22 protein-coding genes are annotated in these 23,668 nt (G+C 53.6%); 7 read left to right on the forward strand and 15 right to left on the reverse strand.

What is annotated here, in order from left to right; genetic code table 11:
- Positions 1–193: 193 nt before the first annotated feature.
- From argT to FDW98_RS12420, 3 genes are all read right to left on the reverse strand, one after another.
- Positions 194–976 carry a lysine/arginine/ornithine ABC transporter substrate-binding protein ArgT gene (gene argT / locus FDW98_RS12410; RefSeq protein WP_096756351.1) on the reverse strand — a complete coding sequence of 261 codons (783 nt, stop codon included), beginning with the start codon at positions 974–976 and terminating at the stop codon, positions 194–196.
- A 287-nt stretch (positions 977–1,263) separates the two neighbouring features.
- Positions 1,264–1,833: a UbiX family flavin prenyltransferase gene (locus tag FDW98_RS12415; RefSeq protein ID WP_096756350.1), complete on the reverse strand. Its 570-nt coding sequence runs from the start codon at positions 1,831–1,833 to the stop codon at positions 1,264–1,266.
- A gap of 40 nt (positions 1,834–1,873) precedes the next feature.
- A complete protein-coding gene (locus tag FDW98_RS12420) occupies positions 1,874–2,887 on the reverse strand; it encodes a LacI family DNA-binding transcriptional regulator (protein WP_096756349.1) in 1,014 nt (337 codons plus the stop codon).
- Between the two features lie 339 nt (positions 2,888–3,226).
- Between FDW98_RS12420 and FDW98_RS12425 the strand changes: the two genes are divergently transcribed.
- Entirely contained in the window at positions 3,227–4,630 is a 1,404-nt protein-coding gene (locus FDW98_RS12425; RefSeq protein WP_096756348.1) for an MFS transporter, read from the forward strand.
- Positions 4,631–4,637: 7 nt separating this feature from the next.
- Positions 4,638–6,605, forward strand: a complete 1,968-nt coding sequence (locus FDW98_RS12430) for a glycoside hydrolase family 127 protein (protein ID WP_096756347.1) — start codon at positions 4,638–4,640, stop codon at positions 6,603–6,605.
- A gap of 101 nt (positions 6,606–6,706) precedes the next feature.
- Here FDW98_RS12430 and purF read toward each other — a convergent pair whose 3' ends face one another.
- The 9 genes from purF to pdxB all read right to left on the reverse strand — a co-directional run bounded on the left by purF (position 6,707) and on the right by pdxB (position 15,873).
- Positions 6,707–8,224 carry an amidophosphoribosyltransferase gene (gene purF / locus FDW98_RS12435; protein WP_096756346.1) on the reverse strand — a complete coding sequence of 506 codons (1,518 nt, stop codon included), beginning with the start codon at positions 8,222–8,224 and terminating at the stop codon, positions 6,707–6,709.
- A gap of 33 nt (positions 8,225–8,257) precedes the next feature.
- Entirely contained in the window at positions 8,258–8,746 is a 489-nt protein-coding gene (cvpA, locus tag FDW98_RS12440) for a colicin V production protein (protein WP_096756345.1), read from the reverse strand.
- A 235-nt stretch (positions 8,747–8,981) separates the two neighbouring features.
- On the reverse strand, positions 8,982–9,650 hold the full coding sequence (dedD, locus tag FDW98_RS12445; protein WP_096756344.1) for a cell division protein DedD: 669 nt from the start codon (positions 9,648–9,650) through the stop codon (positions 8,982–8,984).
- Entirely contained in the window at positions 9,640–10,908 is a 1,269-nt protein-coding gene (folC, locus tag FDW98_RS12450; RefSeq protein WP_096756343.1) for a bifunctional tetrahydrofolate synthase/dihydrofolate synthase, read from the reverse strand. The genes dedD and folC overlap by 11 nt, the downstream gene beginning before the upstream one ends.
- Positions 10,909–11,096: 188 nt before the next feature.
- Positions 11,097–12,011, reverse strand: a complete 915-nt coding sequence (accD, locus tag FDW98_RS12455; protein ID WP_096756342.1) for an acetyl-CoA carboxylase, carboxyltransferase subunit beta — start codon at positions 12,009–12,011, stop codon at positions 11,097–11,099.
- A gap of 149 nt (positions 12,012–12,160) precedes the next feature.
- Entirely contained in the window at positions 12,161–12,820 is a 660-nt protein-coding gene (locus FDW98_RS12460; protein WP_096756341.1) for a DedA family protein, read from the reverse strand.
- 23 nt (positions 12,821–12,843) lie between these two features.
- Complete coding sequence (gene truA, locus FDW98_RS12465; RefSeq protein WP_096756340.1) at positions 12,844–13,656, reverse strand: tRNA pseudouridine(38-40) synthase TruA; 813 nt, start codon at positions 13,654–13,656, stop codon at positions 12,844–12,846.
- Positions 13,656–14,669 carry an aspartate-semialdehyde dehydrogenase gene (locus tag FDW98_RS12470; protein WP_096756339.1) on the reverse strand — a complete coding sequence of 338 codons (1,014 nt, stop codon included), beginning with the start codon at positions 14,667–14,669 and terminating at the stop codon, positions 13,656–13,658. Before FDW98_RS12470 ends, truA begins: the two co-directional genes overlap by 1 nt.
- Before the next feature lie 67 nt (positions 14,670–14,736).
- Complete coding sequence (gene pdxB / locus FDW98_RS12475; protein WP_096756338.1) at positions 14,737–15,873, reverse strand: 4-phosphoerythronate dehydrogenase PdxB; 1,137 nt, start codon at positions 15,871–15,873, stop codon at positions 14,737–14,739.
- Between the two features lie 108 nt (positions 15,874–15,981).
- Here pdxB and flk point away from each other — a divergent pair, with 108 nt between their 5' ends.
- On the forward strand, positions 15,982–16,989 hold the full coding sequence (flk, locus tag FDW98_RS12480; RefSeq protein ID WP_096759366.1) for a flagella biosynthesis regulator Flk: 1,008 nt from the start codon (positions 15,982–15,984) through the stop codon (positions 16,987–16,989).
- Here flk and FDW98_RS12485 read toward each other — a convergent pair.
- On the reverse strand, positions 16,986–18,164 hold the full coding sequence (locus FDW98_RS12485) for an MFS transporter (protein WP_096756337.1): 1,179 nt from the start codon (positions 18,162–18,164) through the stop codon (positions 16,986–16,988). The two genes, flk and FDW98_RS12485, sit on opposite strands and share 4 nt — an antisense overlap.
- Positions 18,165–18,343: 179 nt before the next feature.
- Complete coding sequence (locus FDW98_RS12490; protein ID WP_096759365.1) at positions 18,344–18,718, reverse strand: hypothetical protein; 375 nt, start codon at positions 18,716–18,718, stop codon at positions 18,344–18,346.
- Positions 18,719–18,890: 172 nt separating this feature from the next.
- Here FDW98_RS12490 and FDW98_RS12495 point away from each other — a divergent pair, with 172 nt between their 5' ends.
- From FDW98_RS12495 to FDW98_RS12505, 3 genes are all read left to right on the forward strand, one after another.
- Complete coding sequence (locus FDW98_RS12495) at positions 18,891–19,142, forward strand: helix-turn-helix domain-containing protein (protein WP_096756336.1); 252 nt, start codon at positions 18,891–18,893, stop codon at positions 19,140–19,142.
- Between the two features lie 155 nt (positions 19,143–19,297).
- Positions 19,298–19,666 carry an NlpC/P60 family protein gene (locus tag FDW98_RS12500; RefSeq protein ID WP_096756335.1) on the forward strand — a complete coding sequence of 123 codons (369 nt, stop codon included), beginning with the start codon at positions 19,298–19,300 and terminating at the stop codon, positions 19,664–19,666.
- Positions 19,666–20,178, forward strand: coding sequence for a YbjP/YqhG family protein (locus tag FDW98_RS12505; protein ID WP_096756334.1), 513 nt, complete (start codon positions 19,666–19,668; stop codon positions 20,176–20,178). Before FDW98_RS12500 ends, FDW98_RS12505 begins: the two co-directional genes overlap by 1 nt.
- 82 nt (positions 20,179–20,260) lie before the next feature.
- Here FDW98_RS12505 and fabB read toward each other — a convergent pair whose 3' ends face one another.
- Positions 20,261–21,481 carry a beta-ketoacyl-ACP synthase I gene (fabB, locus tag FDW98_RS12510; RefSeq protein ID WP_096756333.1) on the reverse strand — a complete coding sequence of 407 codons (1,221 nt, stop codon included), beginning with the start codon at positions 21,479–21,481 and terminating at the stop codon, positions 20,261–20,263.
- A 159-nt stretch (positions 21,482–21,640) separates the two neighbouring features.
- On the opposite strand from fabB, the gene mnmC reads away from it, so the two are divergent.
- Positions 21,641–23,644: a bifunctional tRNA (5-methylaminomethyl-2-thiouridine)(34)-methyltransferase MnmD/FAD-dependent 5-carboxymethylaminomethyl-2-thiouridine(34) oxidoreductase MnmC gene (gene mnmC / locus FDW98_RS12515; RefSeq protein WP_096756332.1), complete on the forward strand. Its 2,004-nt coding sequence runs from the start codon at positions 21,641–21,643 to the stop codon at positions 23,642–23,644.
- Positions 23,645–23,668: the final 24 nt, after the last annotated feature.

Here is a 23,668-nt window from a genome sequence, read left to right on the forward strand (position 1 = left end):
GTTATCGTGCCATTAATCAGGCCAACATGGCAAAGCATTCTGCCCTGTTGGCGGTATTTTTTTGCATGAAAAGCGCTTAAGTATGCATTCATGCTCATTATGTCAGCGATAAAAGCACCAAAATAGTGCACTGTAACTATCATGCACCGTAATCGTTCCCCGTTACGGTGCAATCGCTTCCCGTATTGGCGTATTAGTCGCCGTAGACATTAAAGGCAAAGTACTTTTTCGCCATTTTGTCGTAAGTCCCATCCTGACGCAGTTCGCCGAGCGCTTTATTAAAGGCCGCTTTCAGCTCTGCGTCATCTTTGCGTAAGCCAATCCCGGTTCCGTCACCAAAGTACTTTTTGTCTTTTACCGAAGGACCCGCAAAATCGTAGTCCTTACCCGCAGGCTGTTTCAGGAATCCTTCGCTAGCCGCAACTTCATCTTGCAACGCGGCATCCAGACGTCCTGCCGTCAGGTCAGAATAGATAAGATCCTGGTTCGCATAGGCCACCACATCCACGCCTTTGCTGCGCCAGGTATCGTTAGCATAGGCCTCCTGGGTGGAGCCTTGCAGTACGCCAACATGTTTTCCCTTCAGCGAATCAAGGGTCGGTTGGATCGGGGAACCCTTCGCAGCAATCAGACGTGAGTCTGCGGCGTAAAGTTTGTCTGAGAATGCGATTTCTTGCTGGCGCTTTTCGGTAATAGACAGCGAGGAGATAATGGCATCGATTTTCTTCGCTTTCAGAGAGGGGATCAGCGCATCAAAGTCACTGGCAACCCAGGTACATTTAATCTGCATACGCTTACACATCTCATTGCCGAGATCGATATCAAACCCGACAAAATCCCCTTTGGCATCTTTAGAGGAAAAAGGGGCGTAGGTGGTATCTGTACCAATACGAACTGTCTGCGGAAGCGCTGCGTAGCTGGCCGCGGTGGCGGAAAGTCCTACCAGCAATGACAAAGCAAGTACCGTCTTCTTCATACATAACCCTCAAGTGGCGAAATTTTATTATGTTTTACGTTGTGTTGTGTGTTTGCAGACTTTTTCATGCAGGTCTTATGCCATTTTCGCGTCGATGAGGATATTCGACGTTAAATATGTTAATAAAACGTTGCAATATTGTCCTGATTTTGAAGATAGCAGGTATGACGGTTGAACCGCAGCGTTTCGTTACGTTTTAACGAATTAAATGTTGAGGATATGATCGCGGTTACAAAATTGCCCTGAAACAGGGCAAGGAATGCAGATATGCACGCTGGCAGAGCGGCTTATGCCCCCTGCCAGCGGGTAAACAGATCGTGCGGGAGAGCAATGTCGAACTGGTCGAGTACACGGTTAACCGTTTGATTAATCACATCATCAAGCGTCTGGGGACGATGATAAAACGCCGGAACCGGCGGCATAATTACCGCGCCTATTTCCGCCGCCTGGGTCATCAATCGCAGATGCCCCAGATGTAGCGGTGTCTCACGTACGCATAGCACCAGTGGACGACGCTCTTTCAGCACCACGTCAGCGGCGCGGGTCAACAGCCCATCGGTATAACTGTGGACGATACCGGAGAGTGTTTTAATGGAACAAGGCAGAATGACCATCCCCGCCGTCTGGAATGAGCCAGATGAAATACTGGCGGCGATATCACGCGCGTCGTGATTCACATTGGCTAATGCCTGCACCTCACGTACGGACAGATCGGTTTCCAGCGCCAGGGTCTGACGCGCCGCCGCACTCATCACCAGATGGGTTTCCACATCAGCAACGTCACGCAAAACCTGTAACAGCCGCACGCCATAAATTGCACCGCTGGCGCCAGAAATACCAATGATGAGTCGTTTCACTGTGAGAGCCCTTTGTTCTTCATGGCGTGACTGTGCCGGATTACCGCGTAGGGTGCAACTGTGAATATGCGGTCGCACTAAGCGAGCTTTCGCGGATCACCAGCCGCACCGGCAGCAGTAAATTTCGCTCATGTTGCTCGCTGAGCAGTAAACGAAACGCATCTCGCCCAAGCTCGCGCTTATCTACCGCCACGGTGGTTAACGCCGGATGCGCCCAGGCAGCGGCATCGATGTCATCAAAGCCAACAATCGCGATATCTTGCGGCACGTTGATCCCCTTTCGCGCGCAGACGCGCATCGCCACCAGCGCGGCAATATCGTTATAGGCAAAGATAGCATCCGGCGGCTGCGGCAGAGTTAACAGTTTGTCCATGCCCTCGACCAGCGCCTGTTCAATATCTTTGACCGGCGGTGCTTCAACACGGTACTCCGCGGGTAAAGACAGCCCGGCGTCAAATAACGCCTGCTGATATCCTTCTACGCGCTGGCGGATACTGTAATGGCGCTGCGAATGGCCGAGAAACGCAATGCGTTTGCGTCCTTGTTCAAGCAGATGCCGTGTCGCAATGAAGCCCCCATGAAAGTTATCCGGATTGACGCAGGGGAAATCCGCCGCCCACAGATCCACCAGCGTGACCGGCAGTGCCAGTTTACGCAGCTCGACCAGAGTTTCCGTTTCCAGATACCCTGCGGCAATCAGCGCGTCAGGCTGATGCAAATTAATGAGTTCAGCCAGCGAATCTTCCGGGCCAATCGGCAAGAAACTCATCGCAATATCGTTTTCCCGGCAGGCGTCAGCCACCCCAAGCATCACGCTGGAATAGAACGGCAATGCACTGGCTATATTGTGCTCGCGGTGCAGCAGAAATAGCAGCCGCTTAATGCGGCCACTGCGCAAACGACCGAAATCGTAACCTTCAGACTCGGCAATCGCCAGTATCCGCTGTCGGGTCTCTTCGCTTAGTCCTGGCTGCCCTTTCAGGGCCCGGGACACGGCGGCAATCGACACACCGCACGCCATTGCAATATCTTTGATTCGGGTCTTGTTTGCCATTCCGTTCGTTTTTACCTGTCACGCGTGGTTAAGCCGATGTCGGGTTCCTTAAGCGCTAAGAATACCACTAACGCGCCAATGATTAACTCTCCCTCATTTCCCTACAGAATAACTAACAGAACCACTAATGGTGCCTCCTACCACCACTATCGTGACACCGATCACTATAAAATAATTATTTCTAGTAAAAATCAGGATCATTTTCACAGAGAAAGAAAACCGTCATATACCGAAATACCCGTACAGCCCTATGCTCAGAACCGTTACATCTTTAGTAAAAACTGTCAGAGATAAGCCGTAATGACTTTTTAAATCATCCCCCTTGTTCGAGGATTGGTTATGACAATTGCTGATAACCTGGATTCTGATGCACAAACCGTTGATGCGGGAGAAACGCTCTCAACCCGCGAAAAGATAGGCTATGGATTAGGCGATGCTGGTGGACACTGCATCTCAGATTTAATAAGCGGCTTTTTACTTTTTTTCTACACCGACGTGTTCGGGCTTAGCCCGGCCATCGTCGGGGCAATGTTTTTTGTTCTACGCATATTCGACGCCGTCTCTGACCCTGTGATGGGCGTGGTTGCCGACCGAACCCGCAGTCGCTGGGGGCGCTTTCGTCCGTGGCAATTATGGACAGCCGTTCCCTTGGGCATTATCGGTATCCTGACCTTTACCGTCCCGGATATCAGCCCCAACATGAAAATCGCCTGGGCATTCGGTACCTACTTCCTGCTTTCCCTGGGCTATACCGCCAACAATGTGCCCTACTGTGCGCTGATAAACGCCGTCACAAACCGCCACGATCAGGTGATGTCGTGTCAGTCCTGGCGTTTTGTATTAAGCGGTATTGCCGGCTTTCTGGTTGCGGTCGGTCTGCCGTGGATGGTGGAATTCTTTGGTCAGGGCAATCTGGCCAAAGGCTATCAATATGGTGTCACCGTACTGTGCTGTGTGGGCATGGTGATGTTTTTACTGTGCTTCTTGTGGGTGAAAGAACGCGTACCGCTGTCGCTGGTCGGCAAATTTACCCTGCGTGAGCATCTGGCCGGGCTGCGTAAAAACGATCAGTTACTGATGATGCTGGTGATGTCCTTCCTGCTGGTGAATATCCTGTGTATTCGCGGCGGCGGATACATGTACTTTATCTCGTATGTTCTGCAGGGCAGCACCGGGTTTATGTCGCTGTTTTTCGGTGTACTGACAGTGGCGGGCATTTTAGGCGCGATCATCGTTAATCCCCTCTCGCGGCGTTTCGATATGGTGCGCTTGTATATCTGCACCAACCTGATTCTGGTAGTATTTGGCATTGCGATGTGGTTCCTGCCAACCGGAGCTGATTACCGTATGCTGTGGCTGGGCTGCATTGCGCTAAACGGCGTGATCCTCGGCTTCACCCTCCCCCTGCACTTCTCAATCATGGCCTTCGCCGACGACTACGGCGAATGGAAAAACGGCGTGCGCTCATCCGGGATGAACTTCGCTTTTAATCTGTTTTTCATCAAGCTCTCGTGGGCATCTTCCGGCGGCATTATCAGTATTCTGCTGATCATGGTGGCCTACCAGCCAGGTCTTGAAAATCAGACCGCAGCCTCTCTTCAGGGCATCACCCTATTGCAAAGCATTGTGCCGGCCATTTTCCACCTCGCACTGGCGCTGTGCCTGCTCAAATGCCGCCTCAATGGCCCGATGATGCAGCGTATTTCAACCGATCTTCACCAACGACATTCACACATTTCCTGAGGTATACATGATGCAGTCTGCTGTGATTGAAGCCGATCTCAACCGAATCACCATCACCGATCCATTTCTGGGTGAATACCAACGCTTGATTCGCGACGTGGTGATCCCGTACCAATGGGAAGCACTGAACGACACGATCCCCGAGGCAGAACCCAGCCACGCGCTGGCTAACTACCGCATCGCCGCCGGTCTGGAACACGGCGAGTTTTACGGCATGGTCTTCCAGGACAGCGATGTCACCAAATGGCTGGAAGCCGTAGCCTGGTCGCTGTGCCAGAATCCAGATGCAGTGCTTGAAAAAACCGCCGACGAGGTGATTGAGCTGCTGGCTCAGGCGCAGTGTGACGACGGCTATCTCAACACCTGGTATACCGTAAAGGAGCCAGGGCTGCGCTGGACCAACGTCGCCGAATGCCACGAGCTCTACTGCGCCGGACACCTGTTTGAAGCGGCAGTCGCCTTCTTCAACGCCACCGGAAAACGTCGACTGCTGAACATCGCTTGTCGCTTTGCCGATCATATCGACACGGTGTTTGGTCCCAAAGAAGGCCAACTGCGCGGCTATCCTGGGCACCCGGAAATCGAGCTGGCGTTGATGCGTCTGTATGAAGTCACTCAGGAACCGCGCTACCAGGCGCTGGCCTGCTATTTCGTCGAGGAACGTGGCAAACAACCCTACTATTACGATATTGAGTTCGAAAAACGCGGCGGTACCCGACACTGGGTTGGTTGGGGCGACGCCTGGCCGGGAATGATCAAAGACAAAACATACACCCATGCGCACAAACCGCTCGCTGAACAGCATGAAGCGGTCGGTCATGCAGTGCGGTCGGTGTATCTGATGACCGGACTGGCGCACATTGCCCGTATCACCCAGGATGAAGAGAAGCGCCAAACCTGCCTACGAATCTGGAACAATATGGTGCAGCGGCGGATGTACATCACCGGCGGTATCGGCTCGCAGGGCATCGGCGAGGCCTTTACCAGCGACTACGATTTACCGAACGACACCGCTTACGGCGAAAGCTGCGCCTCCATCGGCCTGATGATGTTCGCCCGCCGCATGCTGGAAATGGAAGGTGATGCGCACTACGCCGACGTCATGGAGCGTGCGTTTTACAATACGGTGTTGGGTGGAATGGCGCTGGACGGGAAGCACTTCTTCTACGTCAATCCGCTGGAGACGTACCCGAAAAGTATTCCACAAAACCATATTTACGATCACATTAAGCCGGTGCGCCAGCGCTGGTTCGGCTGCGCCTGCTGCCCACCGAATATCGCCCGCACGCTGGTCGCCATTGGTCACTATATTTTCACCCCTCGACCGGACGCGCTGTTTATCAACTTCTACGCCGGGAGCGAAGCGCAGTTCAGCGTAAAAGACCAGACCCTGGCGCTGAACATTAGCGGTAACTATCCATGGGATGAGCGGGTCACTATTCACTTTAGCCAGCCAAAGACCGTTGAACATACCGTCGCGCTACGTCTACCGGCGTGGTGCGAAACACCGCACGTGCAGATCAACGGAGAAACGGCACAAGGCAGAGTGATTAAGGGCTATCTGCATCTGCGCCGTCAGTGGCAGCAAGGTGACATCATTACCCTGAACCTGCCGATGACGGTCCGTCGCGTTTACGCCAACCCACTAGTGCGCCACGCTGCGGGCAAGGTCGCTATTCAGCGCGGGCCGCTGGTGTACTGTCTGGAACAGGCGGATAACGGCGCTGAGTTGCATAACCTGTCGCTGCCAAAAGCAAGCGAGCTGCGTGAAATTCAGGGCGTCGGTGTGCTGAAGGGCAAAGTGTTGCTGCAAGCTGAAGGGCTGCGCGTGTTGAGCGCTGAGAGTGACAAGCCGCTGTACAGCTTTGATAACCGTCAGACAACGGTCGAAAAGCAGACCTTAACGTTTATTCCGTGGTTTAGCTGGGCCAATCGTGGCGAAGGTGAAATGCGGATTTGGGTCGACGAGGCGTAACATAAAAATGCCGGATGGCGGCTACGCCTTATCCGGCCTACAACGATGGTGGACTGTAGGCCGGATAAGACGCAAAGCGTCGCCATCCGGCATGCCCTGACTTACCCTTCGTTGTGCATCTCGAGATTTTCCGCTTCGTTCTGACGCAAGACCGCTTTGGCGTCGTCATTGCGCAGGGAATCGAGGAAATCGAGGTACTGTTGGTCAACGTCTTTGGTGACGTACACGCCGTTGAACACGGAACATTCAAACTGCTGAATATCCGGATTCTCTGCGCGGACGGCTTCGATCAGATCGTTCAGATCCTGGAAGATAAGACCGTCAGCGCCGATGATTTGGCGGATCTCGTCAACTTCGCGGCCATGAGCGATCAGCTCCGTCGCCGTGGGCATATCAATACCATAGACGTTCGGGAAGCGTATTTCCGGTGCCGCAGAGGCCAGGTACACTTTCTTCGCCCCGGCTTCACGCGCCATCTCAATAATTTGTTCAGAGGTGGTCCCGCGCACGATGGAATCGTCTACCAACAGCACGTTCTTATCGCGGAATTCAGCACGGTTGGCATTCAGCTTACGACGCACGGATTTACGACGCAGTTGCTGACCCGGCATGATAAAGGTACGGCCGACGTAACGGTTTTTCACAAAGCCCTGACGGTACGGTTTACCGAGGATCCGGGCAATTTCCAGCGCGATATCGCACGAGGTTTCCGGAATAGGGATCACCACATCGATGTCCAGATCTTCCCACTCACGAGCAATTTTTTCGCCAAGCTTGGTGCCCATATTCACGCGGGCGCTGTAGACGGAAATCTTGTCGATGAACGAATCAGGACGCGCAAAGTAAACGTACTCAAACAGGCACGGGTTGCTGACCGGATTATCCGCACACTGACGGGTAAACAAGTTGCCTTTTTCAGTGATATAGACCGCTTCACCCGGCGCAACGTCGCGCAGAAATTCAAAGCCAAGGGTATCCAGCGCCACGCTTTCAGAAGCCACCATATACTCGGTGCGGCCATCACCAATATCGCGTTTACCCAGCACCAACGGACGGATACCGTTAGGGTCGCGGAAGGCAACCATACCGTGGCCGATAATCATCGCTACACAAGCATAGGCACCACGGATCTGGCGGTTCGTCGCGGCGATCGCGGCAAAAATATTGTCCGCTTCCAGCGGGTAGTGGCGGAAGTTATCCAGCTCACTGGCGAAAATATTCAGCAGGATTTCTGAATCGGAAGTGGTGTTGATGTGGCGGCGCTTTTCTTCAAACAGCTTTTTACGCAGCTCATGGGCGTTGGTCAGGTTGCCGTTGTGGGCAAGCGTGATCCCGTACGGTGAGTTGACATAAAAAGGTTGAGCTTCGGAGGCGCTGGAGCTGCCAGCAGTTGGATAACGCACATGACCGATGCCCATATTGCCCTGCAAACGCTGCATATGGCGAGCTTCAAAAATGTCGCTCACCATGCCGTTCGCTTTTCGCAAGCGGAAGCAGTTGTTGGCATCAATGGTGATGATGCCAGCGGCATCCTGGCCACGATGCTGGAGCACCGTTAACGCGTCATAAATCGACTGGTTTACCGGCATAACACCGGCGATACCGACAATACCGCACATACGTCTTTTCCTCGTTCAGCAACGACCCAAAATTTATACTTTGGGCAAGAAACTTGACGAGCTTTGCAGATAGTCAAAGAACCATCTGATGATGAAACTGAACTGCGGGATCAGCTGAGACTTACTCCAGTCTTCACTTTTCGACACACCGGTAAACGTATCGAGAAAGAACAGTATGGCGGCGACGATCAACGCTCCGCGCAAAGCACCGAAGCAGATCCCCAACACCCTGTCGGTACCCGACAGACCTGTTTTCTCCACCAGTTGGCCTATCACAAAGTTAACGATAGCGCCGACGATAAGTGTCGCGATAAACAGTATCGCGATAGCAATCCCATTTCGAACCAGTTCGTCTTCAAAGCCCGTAAACCAGACAGACAGGTAAGTGTAGTAATGGCTGGCGACAAAGAAAGCACAACCCCAAGTCACCAACGATAATGCTTCACGAACAAAGCCACGGATCAGGCTAACCAGACAGGAAAAACCAATCACCGCGATAATGGCGTAATCAATCCAGACCATATATGTCCCACGATTTTACGCCCTGTCGTCCTGTTCGGGGCGCATTCTAACAGAAAAAGAAAACGTTTGCGTAGGGATTTCCTTTCCACGCGTAAATAAAAATGGCGCTGAAAAAATCTTCAACGCCATCTAACTTTTTGCCTCTTTGGGCACTGCCGGATGGCGGTGTAAACACCTTATCCGGCCTACCTAAGCGTAGCGCCGTAGAGCGCAGCGCCATCAGGCAACGTCCCCCTTAATTAGGGGTATATCCCATCACGACCCCACTCAAGCCGGAGATCTTCTGCAGTTCGCCAAGCGAATTTTTCAGCTTATCTCTGGAGGCATCAGGCCCAACGAGAATACGGGTTATTTTACCCTGTACCGGCGTGGACGGGGAAGTAAATACCCGGAAACCCGCACCGCGAAGTTTACCCACGATCTCATTGACCTTGTCCGCATTTTTCAGCGCACCCAGTTGCACAACATACGCTTTGCCGGTCGGTGCCGGCGCTTCTGCGACAACCGGTTTCGGTGCAGGTGCAGGGGCCGGTGTTGGCACTGGCGTCGCAACAACAGGTTGTGGCTTCGGTTTAGGTTTAGGTTGCTCGACCGGCGCAGGAATAGGATCAAACTCCGCGCCGTTAGCTACCGGCAGGCGCGACGGATCCAACGACGGCGCGGCAGCATCGCCCGCGCGCACCTCTTCTGCTGCACCTTCCGGCGGCTGCGTCGGCAGCGCCTGCGTTGCCGCCGGCATCATATCCGGCTCATCGCGATCGCCAGGTTTAGGCACCAACGGAATGGCCGCAAACTCATCCTGATAATGTTTTTTCTGCCCGTCAAGCAGCCCGGGAAGCACAATCACCCCGAGCGCAACCAGCACAATTGTGCCGACTAATCGATTCTGAAACTTACTCGCCACCGCTTCTCCCCACGTCTATCACTTCCATGACATGTGCGACAGTGTGAAACGATCCACACACCAACACGGTATCTTCTGGTTTTGCATCTGCCAACGCCGCACGCCATGCCTGCGCCACGCTATCATAGGCTTCACCTGTTCCCAGATGTTCCAGCAGTTGTTCTGCCGTCGCGCCTCGCGGCCCTTCCAGGGGCGCACAATACCACGCGTTTACCACACTTTTCAGCCAGGCCAGCGTACCAGCAATGTCTTTATCATGTAGCATACCGATAACCGCAAGCACGCGCCCGTTTTTCACTAACTTTTTCAGACGCCCGGTCAGATATTCTGCTGCATGAGGGTTATGTGCGACATCAAAAATAACGCGCGGCGATTCGCTCACAATCTGGAAACGCCCCGGTAAAATGGCCTGCTCAATCCCCTCACGAATCGCTTGCTCGCTAACATCAAGTCCGCTTGCCCGTAGCGCAGCCAACGCCGTGGCGGCATTAGGTTGCGGCACCTGAGGTAACGGAAGATGCGTCAGCGTACCGTGACTGTCGGTAAAGGACCAGTCGCTTTCCGTCACCACATAGCGCCAGTCAACGCCACAGCGCTGCAAAATAGCCCCGGTCTCTTGTGCCACATCGGCAATGGTGTAAGGCATTTCCGGTTCACCGACAATGGCCGGTTTTTCAGCGCGGAAGATCCCAGCCTTCTCACGACCAATGCTTTCGCGATCCGGCCCCAGCCAGTCAGTATGGTCAAGTGCAATACTGGTGACCACGGCGACATTAGCATCAACGATATTGGTAGCATCAAGACGCCCGCCCAGGCCGACTTCCAGAATCACCACATCAAGCTTAGCCTGCTTAAACAACCACAGCGCCGACAGCGTACCGTATTCAAAATAGCTCAGCGAAATATCACCGCGTGCGGCTTCAATCTCGGCAAACGAGGCAGTATGGGCAGATTCCGCGAGTTCACGCCCCTGCACGCGAACACGTTCCGTGTAGCGCACCAGATGAGGAGAACTGTATACCCCGACTTTATATCCCGCCGCGGTCAGTACGGATTCCAGCGTACAGCAGGTTGTACCCTTACCGTTGGTGCCTGCCACCGTGAAAACAAACGGCGCGGGTTTCAGCACACCCAGATTTCGTGCAACCTGGCTGACGCGCTCGAGGCCGAGATCGATGGTTTTACTGTGCAGGTTTTCCAGATAAGAAAGCCACGACGCCAGGGGCGACGCGGCTTGGGGAATACGTTTATTGTCCATGATGCCTGTCAATTCGTCACGTTAATAAAAGCAAAAGGGCAGCGCCAACCGGCCTGCCCTTTTCTACTCGTCGTCTTTCACGTTGCAGGCGCGTTGGCTGTGCTCGCTCCCCCGAATCACTTAGCGGTGTAAGCTCATCGGGAATCACTCACCGTCTTCCTGCGACGCGAAATCCATAGAGTCCGTTATCAGGCCTCTGATTCCTGATCGGGTACCGGAGGTACCACTACGCCTTCCGTCGGCTCATCCGGATTCGGCGCCGGAAGATTCATCAGCTTCGCCAGAACGCTCGCCAGTTTCAGGCGCATTTCCGGACGGCGGACGATCATATCGATAGCGCCTTTTTCAATCAGGAATTCACTGCGCTGGAATCCCGGCGGCAGTTTTTCACGTACGGTTTGTTCAATAACACGTGGACCGGCAAAGCCAATCAATGCTTTCGGTTCAGCAATGTTGAGGTCGCCCAGCATCGCGAAACTTGCGGAAACACCGCCCATGGTTGGGTCAGTCAGTACAGAGATATACGGTAAACCGCGTTCCTGCATTTTTGCCAGCGCCGCAGAGGTTTTAGCCATCTGCATCAGCGACATCAGCGCTTCCTGCATGCGCGCCCCGCCGGAAGCGGAGAAGCAGATCAGCGGACAATTGTCTTCCAGCGCCTGCTCAACGGCACGAACAAAACGTGCGCCAACCACAGAACCCATGGAGCCGCCCATAAACGCGAACTCGAATGCGGCTGCAACGACCGGCATACCGTGAAGCGTGCCTTTCATTACTACCAGCGCATCTTTTTCACCGGTTTCTTTCTGCGCAGAAGCCAGTCTGTCTTTGTACTTCTTGGAGTCACGAAACTTCAGCAGGTCTTTCGGCTCAAGCTCGCTACCCAACTCCACAAGAGAACCTTCATCTAACAGGCTATGCAGGCGATTGCGCGCCGACATGCGCATATGATGGTCACACTTCGGACAGACCTCAAGATTACGTTCCAGCTCAGCACGGTATAGTACCTGACCGCAGCTATCACACTTGGTCCACACCCCTTCAGGAATGCTTGCCTTGCGGGTGGGAGTAATATTGCTTTTAATTCGTTCAATCCAGCTCATTGGTGACCTTTCTGCCTGAACCTTAGTCAGCTTTGTTATAAGGGGCGCATAATGCCATTTTTGCCCCCAACAGACCATGAATGTTGCACATTAAAACATAACAGCCCGAAACTTTGGACAAAAAAGTGGTCGAACCGCTGAGTTACTTTCTATTTTTGCGCCCTTGATGCTGCGCGTTTGTGACGAATCACTTCGATAACACCAGGCAATACGGAGAGGACGATAATCGCCACAATCAATAATTTCAGGTTTTCCTGCACCACCGGCAGATCGCCAAACAGATAGCCTGCGTAGGTGAACAGTAATACCCACAGCAGCGCGCCCGCTACGTTAAACAGTGCAAAATGACGGTAGGACATGTGTCCCATACCGGCAACAAACGGTGCAAATGTGCGTACGATAGGGACAAAACGCGCCAGAATAATGGTTTTACCGCCATGACGCTCATAGAACGCGTGGGTTTTATCCAGATAGCTGCGACGGAAAATTTTCGAGTTCGGATTGCTGAACAGCCTTTCGCCGAACACCCGACCGATAGTGTAGTTCACCGCATCGCCCACGATTGCCGCCACGATCATTAACGCCACCATCAGATGGACATTTAAATCATTAGTGGGCAATGCAGAAAGCGCGCCTGCGACAAACAGCAGCGAATCTCCCGGCAGGAACGGCGTAACCACCAGTCCGGTTTCACAGAACAGGATCAGAAACAGAATGGCATATACCCAGACACCGTATTCCGCGACCAACTCCGCCAGGTGCACATCAATGTGCAGGATAAAATCAATAAGAAAGTAAATCAGTTCCATAGTATGCCTTTATACGACTCAAATTAGTCCGCCAGAAATAGCGGGCCCATCGGCGGTTTTGGCAGGTCAAACCGGTCGGGGTAATCTACCGCCACCAGATACAAACCTTCCGCTTTCGCCGTTGCCGCTGCCAGCGTTCTGTCCTTCGCCGCTAACAGTTCTGCTATCCAGCTCTCCGGCTGGTTGTGGGCACCTACTTCCATCAGGCTGCCAACAATATTCCTGACCATATGATGTACAAAGGCATTCGCTTTAATATCTACCACCACATAAGGACCATGACGCGTAACGTTAATGTGCATCACGTTACGCCACGGTGTGCGCGACTGGCACTGCACTGCCCGAAACGAGGTGAAATCATTCTCCCCAATCAGGCATTGGGCCGCACGATGCATACGTTCAGCATCCAACGGCTCATAGTAATGCGTCACGCCTTTACCCAGAACTGCTGGGCGCAACCGATGATTGTAGATGATATAACGGTAGCGGCGCGCCGTGGCGCTAAACCGCGCATGAAAATCATCCGGTACAGCTTTCACCCAACGCACGGCAATGTCACCAGGTAAATTCGCATTTACCCCCAGCGTCCATGCCGCATCTTTACGTTGCGCGGTGGTCTCAAAATGCACCACCTGGCCCGTACCATGAACGCCAGCATCGGTACGCCCGGCACAAAATACCGTGATGCGTTCATTGGCGACCTGCGAAAGTGCTTTTTCCAGCTTTTCCTGAACGCTGCGAACTTCGTTCTGGCGCTGCCAGCCATAATATTTGCTGCCATCATACTCAATACCCAGCGCAATTTTATGGACGGGCAGCTGTTGCAGGTCAGACATTAGTACATATACTCCTGCACCAGTTTTTCAGCGATTTTCACCGCCATCAACGCGCCGCCAAAGCGTACGTTGTCTGCTACAGACCAAAACTGTACCTGTTCTGGCATACCGTAATCATTGTGCACGCAGCCTACCGAAAGATGTGGGCTACCCGACGCATCGCTGACCTGGGTTGGGAAATCGGTCGCTTCTGACAGCACAATGTCCTCGCCGCGCTCAAACGCATCGCGCGCTTCTTCTGCTGCCAGCGGACGTAACGCTTCAAAGCTCACCATTTGCGCATGACCGTAGAACACCGGCGACTGCACAATGCTGGCGGAGATCATCAGCCCCTCGTCCTGCATGATTTTACGCACTTCATCAACGATACGACGCTCTTCACGCACACTGCCTTCGCGGTCTGGCAGCAACGGCAGCATGTTGAACGCCAGTTGACGGCCAAAGAAATCGTCGTCATCAACCGGAATACCGTTGAGCAGCTTCGCACTTTGCCCGGCCAGCGCATCCACCGCTTTTTTACCGTGGGCGGAAGCTGAGATAATATTGGTCACCGTAATACGCGAAAGCCCACCGTCGTCAATCAACGGTTTCAATGCAGACAACAGTTGGCTGGTCAGGCTGCCAGGGACCGCAATCACGTTGCGGTTGCGGTAATCTGCCAGTACGAACGGGTTCACGTCCGGTACCACCAGCGGGACATCGGGTTCGAGGGCAAACAGACCACTGCTGTCAATCACCAGGCAGCCTGCATTGGTGGCTTCATCGACCCATGCCGCGGTAGCTTCCACGCCCGCGACAAAAAAGGCCAGCTGCGCTTGAGTCCAGTCAAAGTCAGCGACGTCCTGGACAATGATTGATTTACCGTTAAAACGCAGGTGCTCACCCGCGCTTTCATTACGAGCCAGCGCATAGATCTCACCGACCGGGAACTGGCGTTCTGCCAGCGTGTCGAGCAGGGCTTCGCCTACGGCGCCCGTTGCGCCCAGAATGGCAATATTCCAGCCTTCAGACATGGTGATTTACTCCAGAAATACGTAAGCGTCCCTGTCGTATTATTCGACAGGGAGCATTAAGAAGACATTAATGTGCCGGGTGATGAACGGCGTTAAAACCCAGCTTACACAACAAGGTAGCGGCAGCGGCGTCGTCACACATGACGTACAAAGACGACCATTCACGGCGCTCAAGGTAATTTTTACGCAGTTTATCAAACTCACCCGGAATTCCAGCGACTTTACGCAGCGGCGCATCGTCGCGGCGCACATCATACACTAAATGCACCAGCCTTTTCAGCGTTGGCTGATCCAACGGGCCGTGCAGCGTGATGCGTCCAAATTCCGGGGCAGGTAACAGGGTGCTCAGTGCAACGTGCTGTTCGCGGCCAATAAACTTGCTATAGGCCTCAAAGACCTGCGTGGTTCCCCGAGCCTTCCCTTCAAGGGTGTATCCTGCAATATGCGCCGTACCGATATCCGCTTTCTCGAGCAACGTGACATTCAGGTCCGGCTCGCCCTCCCAGACATCCAACACCACGCTCAGATGTTGCCCGGCATTAAGGCGGGACAGCAACGCGGTATTGTCGATCACCGGCCCACGGCAGGCGTTAATCAGGATGGTGCCCGGCTTCAGTCGGCTAATCAGTGCTTCATCAGCCAAATGCAGGGTCTTGTACGGACCGTCTTTAAACAGCGGCGTATGGAAAGTCAGTACATCGGCGTGCTCAACCAGTTCGTTCAGCGAGCGGAAATCGCCCTCGTCTCCCCGGTCAGCACGCGGCGGATCGCAAAGTAACGTGCGGATCCCTAATGCTTCCAGTCGCGCCTGCAAACGCGCGCCCACATTGCCGACACCAACAATACCCACGGTGCGATCGACTAACGCAAAACCATCGCGCTCCGCCAGCATCAGCAGTGCTGAAAAGACATACTCGACAACCGCAATCGCATTGCAACCGGGCGCGGCGGAGAAGCCAATCTCTGACTGTGCAAGCCAGGCTTCATCCACATGGTCAGTGCCCGCAGTTGCCGTCCCGACAAACTTAACCGGTTTCCCGCCAAGCAGTGCTTCATTGACCTTCGTCACCGAGCGCACCATTAAGGCGTCCGCATCATCCAGTTCTGCGACGGGAATCGGACGACCGGGAACCGCTTTTACCTCCCCCAAACGACTGAACAGTTCGCGGGCATAGGGCATATTTTCATCAACGAGGATTTTCACGTCTTTCGCACCTGTTTGAGAACGAGAGTTAACCGGGCAAGTGTGCCATAATCTCGCCGCCAGGCATACTGCGAGACCTGGCTAGCACAGTTTTAAGGAACAGAGATGATGCAGCCCATTTCAGGTACGCCCGCGCGCCCTCCCGGTGAAGGCCAAAACACCCCTTCCGTTGCGGGCGAACAACCGTTATCCACGCAACAACGTACTGTGCTGGAACGACTGATTACCCGTCTGATTTCACTTACCCAACAGCAGAGCGCTGAGGTGTGGGCCGGAATGAAGCACGATCTGGGCGTCAAAAGTGATACGCCGTTACAGTCGCGTCACTTTCCTGCTGCAGAACAAAACCTGACCCAACGACTTGGGGTTGCTCAGCAAAAACATGTCAATCGTCAGGTGCTGGCGCAGCTTACGGAACTGCTGAGTCAGGGGAATAATCGTCAGGCAGTGAGCGATTTTATCCGTCAACAGTACGGACAAACGGCGCTCAGTCAACTCACGCCCGATCAGTTGAAAAATGTGCTGACGCTATTGCAGCAGGGGCAGCTTTCTATTCCGCAGCCACAGCAACGCCCGGCAACCGCTCGCCCTCTGCTACCTGCCGAGCACAACACGCTGAATCAACTGGTTACAAAAGTAGCGGCCGCTACCGGAGAATCCGGCAAGCTGATCTGGCAGTCGATGCTGGAACTGTCTGGGGTTAAAAGCGGTGAGCTAATCCCGGCAAAACAGTTTACGCACCTTGTCACCTGGCTACAGGCGCGCCAGACGCTGAGCCTGCAAAATGCCCCGACGTTGCAAACGTTGCAGGCGGCGCTCAAGCAGCCGTTAGAGCCAAATGAACTTGTGGCCATCAAGGACTACGCGCAGCAAACGTATCAGATCCAACCGCAAACGATTCTGACCACCGTGCAGATACAGGATTTGCTCAACCAAATCTTCCTGCGCCGCGTTGAGCGTGACAGGGAGCAGGAATTACGCGATCCGCGCCACCTCCAGCCGATTTACAGCCCGTTCGCACCGGTGATTGAAACCATTAAATCACTGTCGGCGCGACCGGGACTGCTATTTGCGGCGCTACTGGTTGTGTTAGCTATATTCTGGCTCGTCGTTTAGCTTTTGCGCAACGTCAGCAGCGTCACAACAATCCCCACCACCGCGGAAATCGCCCCGGCAAGGAATACCGAGGAATAGCCGTACGCGGTGGCCAGAACGCCCGCGACAGGACCGCTTACGCCGTAGGAGATATCCTGAAATGCGGCGTAACCACCGAGTGCAGTACCGCGTACCTGTGCAGGAACGCGCTTCACCACTTCCACGCCCAGCGCCGGGAAGATCAGCGAGCATCCGGCCCCGGTTAATGCTGCACCCAGCAGCGCAATCCAGGCCGTTGGCGCCTGCCAGAGCAGCAGCAGCCCCACAGTTTCAACCAACAAAGAAACCACCGCCACCTTCACGCCGCCAAACCGATCCGGCATCCAGCCAAATAGAATGCGCATGAGCACAAACGCACCGCCGAACGCGGTCAGGGTAAAACCTGCCATCGTCCAGCCATTGCTGACAAAATAGAGCGAAATAAACGTGCCGATCACCGCAAACCCCACGCCCTGCAGCGCTAACCCCAGCCCCGGTTTCCAGATAAGCCCAACCACGCTCCATAGCGAAGGACGTTCCCCCGCATGGGCGGGCACTTTACGCACGGTGCCGTTGAATGCCCATGCCAGCAGCGGCAATGCCATGGTGGTCGCCGCCAGCGCTGCAAAGCCAAAATGGCTGTGGATCAGCAGACCCAACGGCGCACCGGCCGCCAGGGCGCCGTAAATCGCCATCCCATTCCACGACATCACCTTGCCGGAGCGCGTTGGCCCAACCAGCCCCAGTCCCCAGGTCAGGGTGCCGGTCAACAACTGACTTTCGCCAAAGCCGAGGATCAGACGTCCGACAATCAACAACGCAAACTTTACTGGAACGGAAACGGGTAAAAGTGCCGCTAATAGCCACGCGACTCCCGCCAGTGCACAGGCCAACATCCCCTGCAGCGCCGAACGTTTGGCACCGTATTGATCGGCTAAGCGCCCGGCGTAGCCACGTGTTAAGACCGTTGCCAGAAACTGGATGCCCACGGCAATACCGACCATGGTGTTGCCATAGCCTAGCTCCTGGTGCACAAACAGTGGGATGACGGGTAAAGGTAGCCCGACCGTCATATAGGTCAGGAAAACGGCAAAAGCGATACGAAACAGCGACACATTCGCCGACGGTGTTTTTTCTTGTTGGGTTACTGCTGTCATGCGTTACTCCAGAATGCAGAGTAAGGCGAGGAATGCCCACGCCCCCCTCTACCTGACGATCAGGATTAAGGTGCGTTGGATAACGTTAAACGCTTACGCATTATCATGAGGATAATGTTGAACCCGGAGTCTGCCTGTGAGCGTCTTAACTTGTCAACCGGGAATCATTTACCGGCGTATTAATCTTGTGAATCGTCTTCAAAGAGAAACGGAAAGACGGCACCAATCCCTTTTGCCCCAAACAGTCGGGTCACCTCCTTGCGCTGTCCGGGGGTCAACAGCCTGAACATCATTTCCCAGATCTCTTTAGGATCAGCTTCCTGCAAGGCGTTATCCTCTGGCGCTATTGTTTTCTCTTGTTCATTCAAATAAGAGCGAAGATACAAGGGAAAAACAGAAATATGAAACTCCTCGGCTTTAGATTTGATGCGCTTACGCTTGACGCCTTCCTTCCCTTCACTGTACGGATTTAAACGCAGGCGTACGGCAGGCGCGCTTCCCGGAAACCCCGGCAATTCAAGACATTCCTTAACTGTGAACCACTCTTTTGCCATCAGTTTCTTTCCTTTCCCCTGATGAAATAAAAATATTTTTTCTTTTCCGCGAAATTTCACAGTTATTCTGGCAATATTCCCATGACAAAAAGAAAGTAACATTCTTTTTATCACCCTGATTTATACCCTGAAAAATATCGGCGCCGATAACACATCTTCTTAGGATTACAGAATGGAACACAAAAGCCAAGACTGGCATCGTGCAGATATTAAAAGTGCACTGGAAAAAAGAGGTATTACGCTCAGAGATCTTTCACGTGCAGCGGGTTTATCTCCCGATTCATTGCGTAATGTGTTTACACGTAGCTGGCCTCGAGCAGAAAGCATCATCGCCAAGGCGTTGGGAACAACACCCGAAGCAATTTGGCCATCACGCTACGACGGTTCACGAACTGAAAATAAAACGGACATACAGAATAACTAATAATTATAAATAGATTATTCAAAATCGATACAGCAGGAAAATAAATACACTCTGTCAATTGCATTTCTTATATTAATAGCACTTTCTGTCATTTCAGATGTTTTAAATACTGTTAAATCATTATGTCATTACACATACTATTAACAGTAACGACTATGAGCTGGAATAAAACGACAGCCGCTAATTACGCTAAATCACATGCGGGCAGCCATTCTCAAAAGCGTTGTGCAGAATATACCCGTAAGGCCATTCAGGCTGGAGGTATCACTCTAGGACATACTTATCACGCCAAAGATTATGGTCCATTGCTAAAAAGTGCCGGGTTCAGCGTTATTGGTACCTTTGAACAACCGCGCGAGGGTGATGTCATCATCATTCAGCCCTATGCTGGAGGAAACCCGAGTGGTCATATGGCGATATATGACGGGAGAGAATGGTATTCCGACTTTAAGCAGCGTGATATGTGGGCGGGTCCAGGATATCGGGCGGCTAAGCCGTCATACACTATTTACAGGAAGCAGTAATGAAAACGTTCTCGTTTATTGCTCTGATCCTGCTGTTGTGCGGTTGCACCACAACCCACCACGACAGTACCGAGGATGTTAAACAGTTCTATCTCTCGTGGATGAAAGCCTGGACTGAAGGTAACGACACCTCGACATTAATGCAGCGCTACGTGGCTAAAGACGTTATCAACCGTCTGGCGATGATTGATACGCTGTATGAACAGGAGATTCTGGATGCAGACTACTTTATGTATGTGCAGGATTACGCCCCGGAGTGGATCCCGCAGTTACGGGTTGGGCAGGCTCGGCCCTTTCTTGGCGGTGAAAAAGTTGACGTTCAGTTAGGTACTGAGTCGGCACCTGTTCGGTTGGAGGTATATACACGCCGGGAGGACGGTCGCTGGAAAATTTATCGCGTCCATGATGCAGGCGGTCATTTCGAATACCCGATCTACAGCGCCGGAGATATTACGCGGGCCAAAGCATGGTCTGCTGAAATCGCCCCGGAATACGAAAAAATGAATAAATAAAAGGGAGCCTGATGGCTCCCCTTCGATTATGCGTTGCTGCCGGATAGCGGTATAACGCCTTATCCAGCCGACAACGTCAGACTTACGCTTTCAGCTTACGCATAACCAGCGTGGCATTCGTGCCGCCAAAGCCGAAGCTGTTGGACATGACGGTCGTCAGCGCTTTTTCAGTCGGCTCGGTCACGATGTTCAGACCCGCCGCCTGCTCATCCATCTCTTCGATGTTGATGCTTGGTGCGATAAAGCCGTGTTCCAGCATCAGCAGGGAGTAGATAGCTTCCTGCACGCCAGCCGCGCCCAGAGAGTGACCAGTCATCGCTTTGGTTGCGGAGATCGCCGGGCTGTTGTCGCCGAAGACTTCACGGATAGCGCCCAGCTCTTTCACGTCGCCTACCGGAGTAGAGGTACCGTGGGAGTTCAGGTAGTCGATTGGCGTATCTACGCCGTTCATCGCCATCTGCATGCAGCGCACTGCGCCTTCACCTGATGGAGCCACCATGTCTGCGCCATCGGACGTTGCGCCGTAGCCAACGATTTCAGCATAGATATGCGCGCCACGTGCCAGAGCGTGTTCCAGCTCTTCAACCACAACCATACCGCCGCCGCCTGCGATAACGAAACCGTCACGGTTCGCATCATAAGTACGGGATGCTTTTTCCGGGCAGTCGTTATATTTGGTAGACAGTGCGCCCATGGCATCGAACTCACAGGCCATTTCCCAGCACAGCTCTTCGCCGCCGCCAGCAAAAACGATATCCTGTTTGCCCAACTGAATCTGCTCAACCGCGTTACCGATACAGTGCGAAGATGTCGCACAGGCGGAGCTGATGGAGTAATTCACACCGTGGATTTTAAACGGGGTTGCGAGGCAGGCAGAAACGCCTGAGCCCATCGCTTTTGTGACCACATACGGGCCAACCGCTTTCAGGCCACGCGGGCTACGCATTGCGTCAGCGCCGAACACCTGAAAACGTGGGGAGCCGCCGCCGGAACCTGCAATCAGGCCAACGCGCGGGTTATTCTGGTAAACTTCTGCAGAGAGGCCGGCGTCAGCCACTGCCTGCTCCATAGAAAGGAATGCATAGATGGATGCGTCGCTCATAAAGCGCACAACTTTACGGTCAATGAGTCCAGTGGTATCCAGTTTTACGTTGCCCCAAACGTGGCTACGCATGCCGGAGTCCTTCAGCTCCTGAGAGAAAGTGATCCCTGAACGTCCTTCACGCAGAGATGCCAGGACTTCCTGCTGGTTATTACCGATGCTGGAAACGATGCCCAAGCCAGTAATCACTGCACGTTTCATTCAATACCTCTGTAAGTCGCACTATTTTAAAGTTTCGAGTGGCACAATAGCGTACACTTGTACGCCGAACAAGTCCGATCAGCCATTTTATGTGGAAATTTGCGCACTCAGGCACTCATCGTTAAGATCGAGACACAGCAAGCCAGACGAGTAACTTACGTGAAACAATACGCGATACAACCTGCCAACCTCGAATTCAACGCTGAGGGTACACCTGTTTCCCGAGATTTTGACGATGTCTATTTTTCTAACGATAACGGGCTGGAAGAGACGCGTTATGTCTTTCTCGGCGGCAATCATCTCGCAGATCGATTCCCCACGCACTCACACCCGTTATTTGTAGTGGCGGAAAGTGGTTTTGGCACCGGACTAAACTTCCTCACCCTCTGGCAGGCATTTGCAGCTTTTCGTAATGCGCACCCTGACGCTACCCTGGAAAGATTACATTTCATCAGTTTTGAAAAATATCCGCTGACGCGTGACGACCTGATGCTGGCCCATCAGCATTGGCCGGAACTGGCTCCGTGGGCTGAGTCATTACAGGCTCAGTGGCCGCTGCCGTTAGCAGGTTGTCATCGACTGCTGTTGGATGAAGGTCGGGTTACGCTGGATTTGTGGTTCGGCGATATTAACGACCTCACCAGTAAGTTGGATGAATCCCTGAACCAGCAGGTCGACGCCTGGTTCCTCGACGGTTTCGCACCGGCAAAAAATCCCGATATGTGGACACCGACGCTGTTTAACGCCATGGCCCGACTGGCCCGTCCGGGCGGCACGCTGGCAACCTTCACCTCCGCAGGTTTTGTCCGTCGGGGCTTGCAGGACGCCGGTTTTACAATGCAGAAATGCAAAGGCTTTGGGCGCAAACGTGAAATGCTGTGCGGCGTGATGGAACAACACCTCACGTTCCCGTCACCCGCACCGTGGTTCTCACGCGCCAGCACGGAAAAACGGGAAGCGGCTATTATCGGGGGCGGTATTGCCAGCGCACTGCTGTCGCTGGCTCTCTTACGTCGTGGCTGGCAGGTAACGCTGTATTGCGCTGACGATAAGCCTGCACAGGGCGCATCCGGTAATCGTCAGGGCGCACTTTACCCTTTACTCAGTAAACATGACGCCGCCATTAATCTCTTTTTCCCCACCGCATTTACCTTTGCCCGACGTCTGTATGACACCCTGCCGGTGGATTTTGCCCACGACTGGTGCGGCGTAACGCAACTTGGTTGGGATGAAAAAAGCCAACAGAAAATCACCCAGATGCTGTCGCTTGCCTTACCCGACGACCTCGCGCTGGCCGTTGATGCTGAGCAGGTTCTGCAAACAACCGGCGTCGCAACCAACTGCGGCGGGATTCAGTATCCTGGCGGAGGATGGCTGTGTCCGGCGCAGCTCACCGCCGCCGTACTGGATTACGCCACGACGCTGGGATTACGCACCCATTACCAACATACACTGGCATCACTTGTACAGCAGGAAAACAGCTGGCAGCTTCAGTTTGCCACTGGCGAAACCGTCGAACACGAGGTAGTGGTGCTGGCCAATGGTCATCGCATAAATCGCTTTGATCAGACCCAACCGTTACCGGTTTATTCTGTCGGCGGTCAGGTGAGCCATATCCCCACCAAGCCTGCACTGTCGGTCCTACGTCAGGTGTTGTGTTACGACGGCTACCTCACGCCGCAAAATCCGGCCAATCAGCATCATTGCATCGGTGCGAGCTATCGTCGTGGTGAGGAAGAGACAACGTATCGCGAGGAGGATCAGCAGCAAAACCGCCAGCGTTTACTCGACTGCTTCCCGCATGCTGCATGGGTAAAAGAGGTGGATGTCAGTGGGCAATCGGCACGCTGTGGCGTTCGCTGCGCCACCCGCGATCACTTACCGATGGTCGGCAATGTGCCGGACTATGAGGCAACGCTCAGCCAGTACGCCAATCTGTCAGAACACAAAGAGACCGCCGCGCGCGCACCGGTTTACCGTGACGTCTTTATGCTGGGCGCGCTGGGCTCGCGCGGACTGTGTTCCGCCCCGCTGTGTGCAGAGATCCTGGCCGCGCAAATGAGTAATGAACCCATCCCAATGGATGCAGAAACCCTTGCCGCGTTAAATCCGAACCGATTATGGGTGAGAAAATTAGTGAAGGGTAAGACGGTGAAATCGTAGGCCGGGTAAGCGTTAGCGCCACCC

It is taken from the genome of Citrobacter sp. wls711 (genome assembly GCF_005281055.1).
Lineage (GTDB): Bacteria > Pseudomonadota > Gammaproteobacteria > Enterobacterales > Enterobacteriaceae > Citrobacter > Citrobacter gillenii.

Bases quoted from the DNA above. Each gene is read 5' to 3' on its own strand.
- FDW98_RS12495 (WP_096756336.1), top strand. From the start codon at position 18,891: ATGGAACACAAAAGCCAAGACTGGCATCGTGCAGATATTAAAAGTGCA.
- FDW98_RS12425 (WP_096756348.1), top strand. From the start codon at position 3,227: ATGACAATTGCTGATAACCTGGATTCTGATGCACAAACCGTTGATGCG.
- FDW98_RS12505 (WP_096756334.1), top strand. From the start codon at position 19,666: ATGAAAACGTTCTCGTTTATTGCTCTGATCCTGCTGTTGTGCGGTTGC.
- FDW98_RS12420 (WP_096756349.1), bottom strand. From the start codon at position 2,887: ATGGCAAACAAGACCCGAATCAAAGATATTGCAATGGCGTGCGGTGTG.
- FDW98_RS12485 (WP_096756337.1), bottom strand. From the start codon at position 18,164: ATGACAGCAGTAACCCAACAAGAAAAAACACCGTCGGCGAATGTGTCG.
- FDW98_RS12430 (WP_096756347.1), top strand. From the start codon at position 4,638: ATGATGCAGTCTGCTGTGATTGAAGCCGATCTCAACCGAATCACCATC.
- FDW98_RS12470 (WP_096756339.1), bottom strand. From the start codon at position 14,669: ATGTCTGAAGGCTGGAATATTGCCATTCTGGGCGCAACGGGCGCCGTA.
- accD (WP_096756342.1), bottom strand. From the start codon at position 12,011: ATGAGCTGGATTGAACGAATTAAAAGCAATATTACTCCCACCCGCAAG.
- folC (WP_096756343.1), bottom strand. From the start codon at position 10,908: ATGGACAATAAACGTATTCCCCAAGCCGCGTCGCCCCTGGCGTCGTGG.
- FDW98_RS12500 (WP_096756335.1), top strand. From the start codon at position 19,298: ATGAGCTGGAATAAAACGACAGCCGCTAATTACGCTAAATCACATGCG.
- argT (WP_096756351.1), bottom strand. From the start codon at position 976: ATGAAGAAGACGGTACTTGCTTTGTCATTGCTGGTAGGACTTTCCGCC.
- fabB (WP_096756333.1), bottom strand. From the start codon at position 21,481: ATGAAACGTGCAGTGATTACTGGCTTGGGCATCGTTTCCAGCATCGGT.
- FDW98_RS12460 (WP_096756341.1), bottom strand. From the start codon at position 12,820: ATGGAACTGATTTACTTTCTTATTGATTTTATCCTGCACATTGATGTG.
- flk (WP_096759366.1), top strand. From the start codon at position 15,982: ATGCAGCCCATTTCAGGTACGCCCGCGCGCCCTCCCGGTGAAGGCCAA.
- FDW98_RS12490 (WP_096759365.1), bottom strand. From the start codon at position 18,718: ATGGCAAAAGAGTGGTTCACAGTTAAGGAATGTCTTGAATTGCCGGGG.
- cvpA (WP_096756345.1), bottom strand. From the start codon at position 8,746: ATGGTCTGGATTGATTACGCCATTATCGCGGTGATTGGTTTTTCCTGT.
- truA (WP_096756340.1), bottom strand. From the start codon at position 13,656: ATGTCTGACCTGCAACAGCTGCCCGTCCATAAAATTGCGCTGGGTATT.
- purF (WP_096756346.1), bottom strand. From the start codon at position 8,224: ATGTGCGGTATTGTCGGTATCGCCGGTGTTATGCCGGTAAACCAGTCG.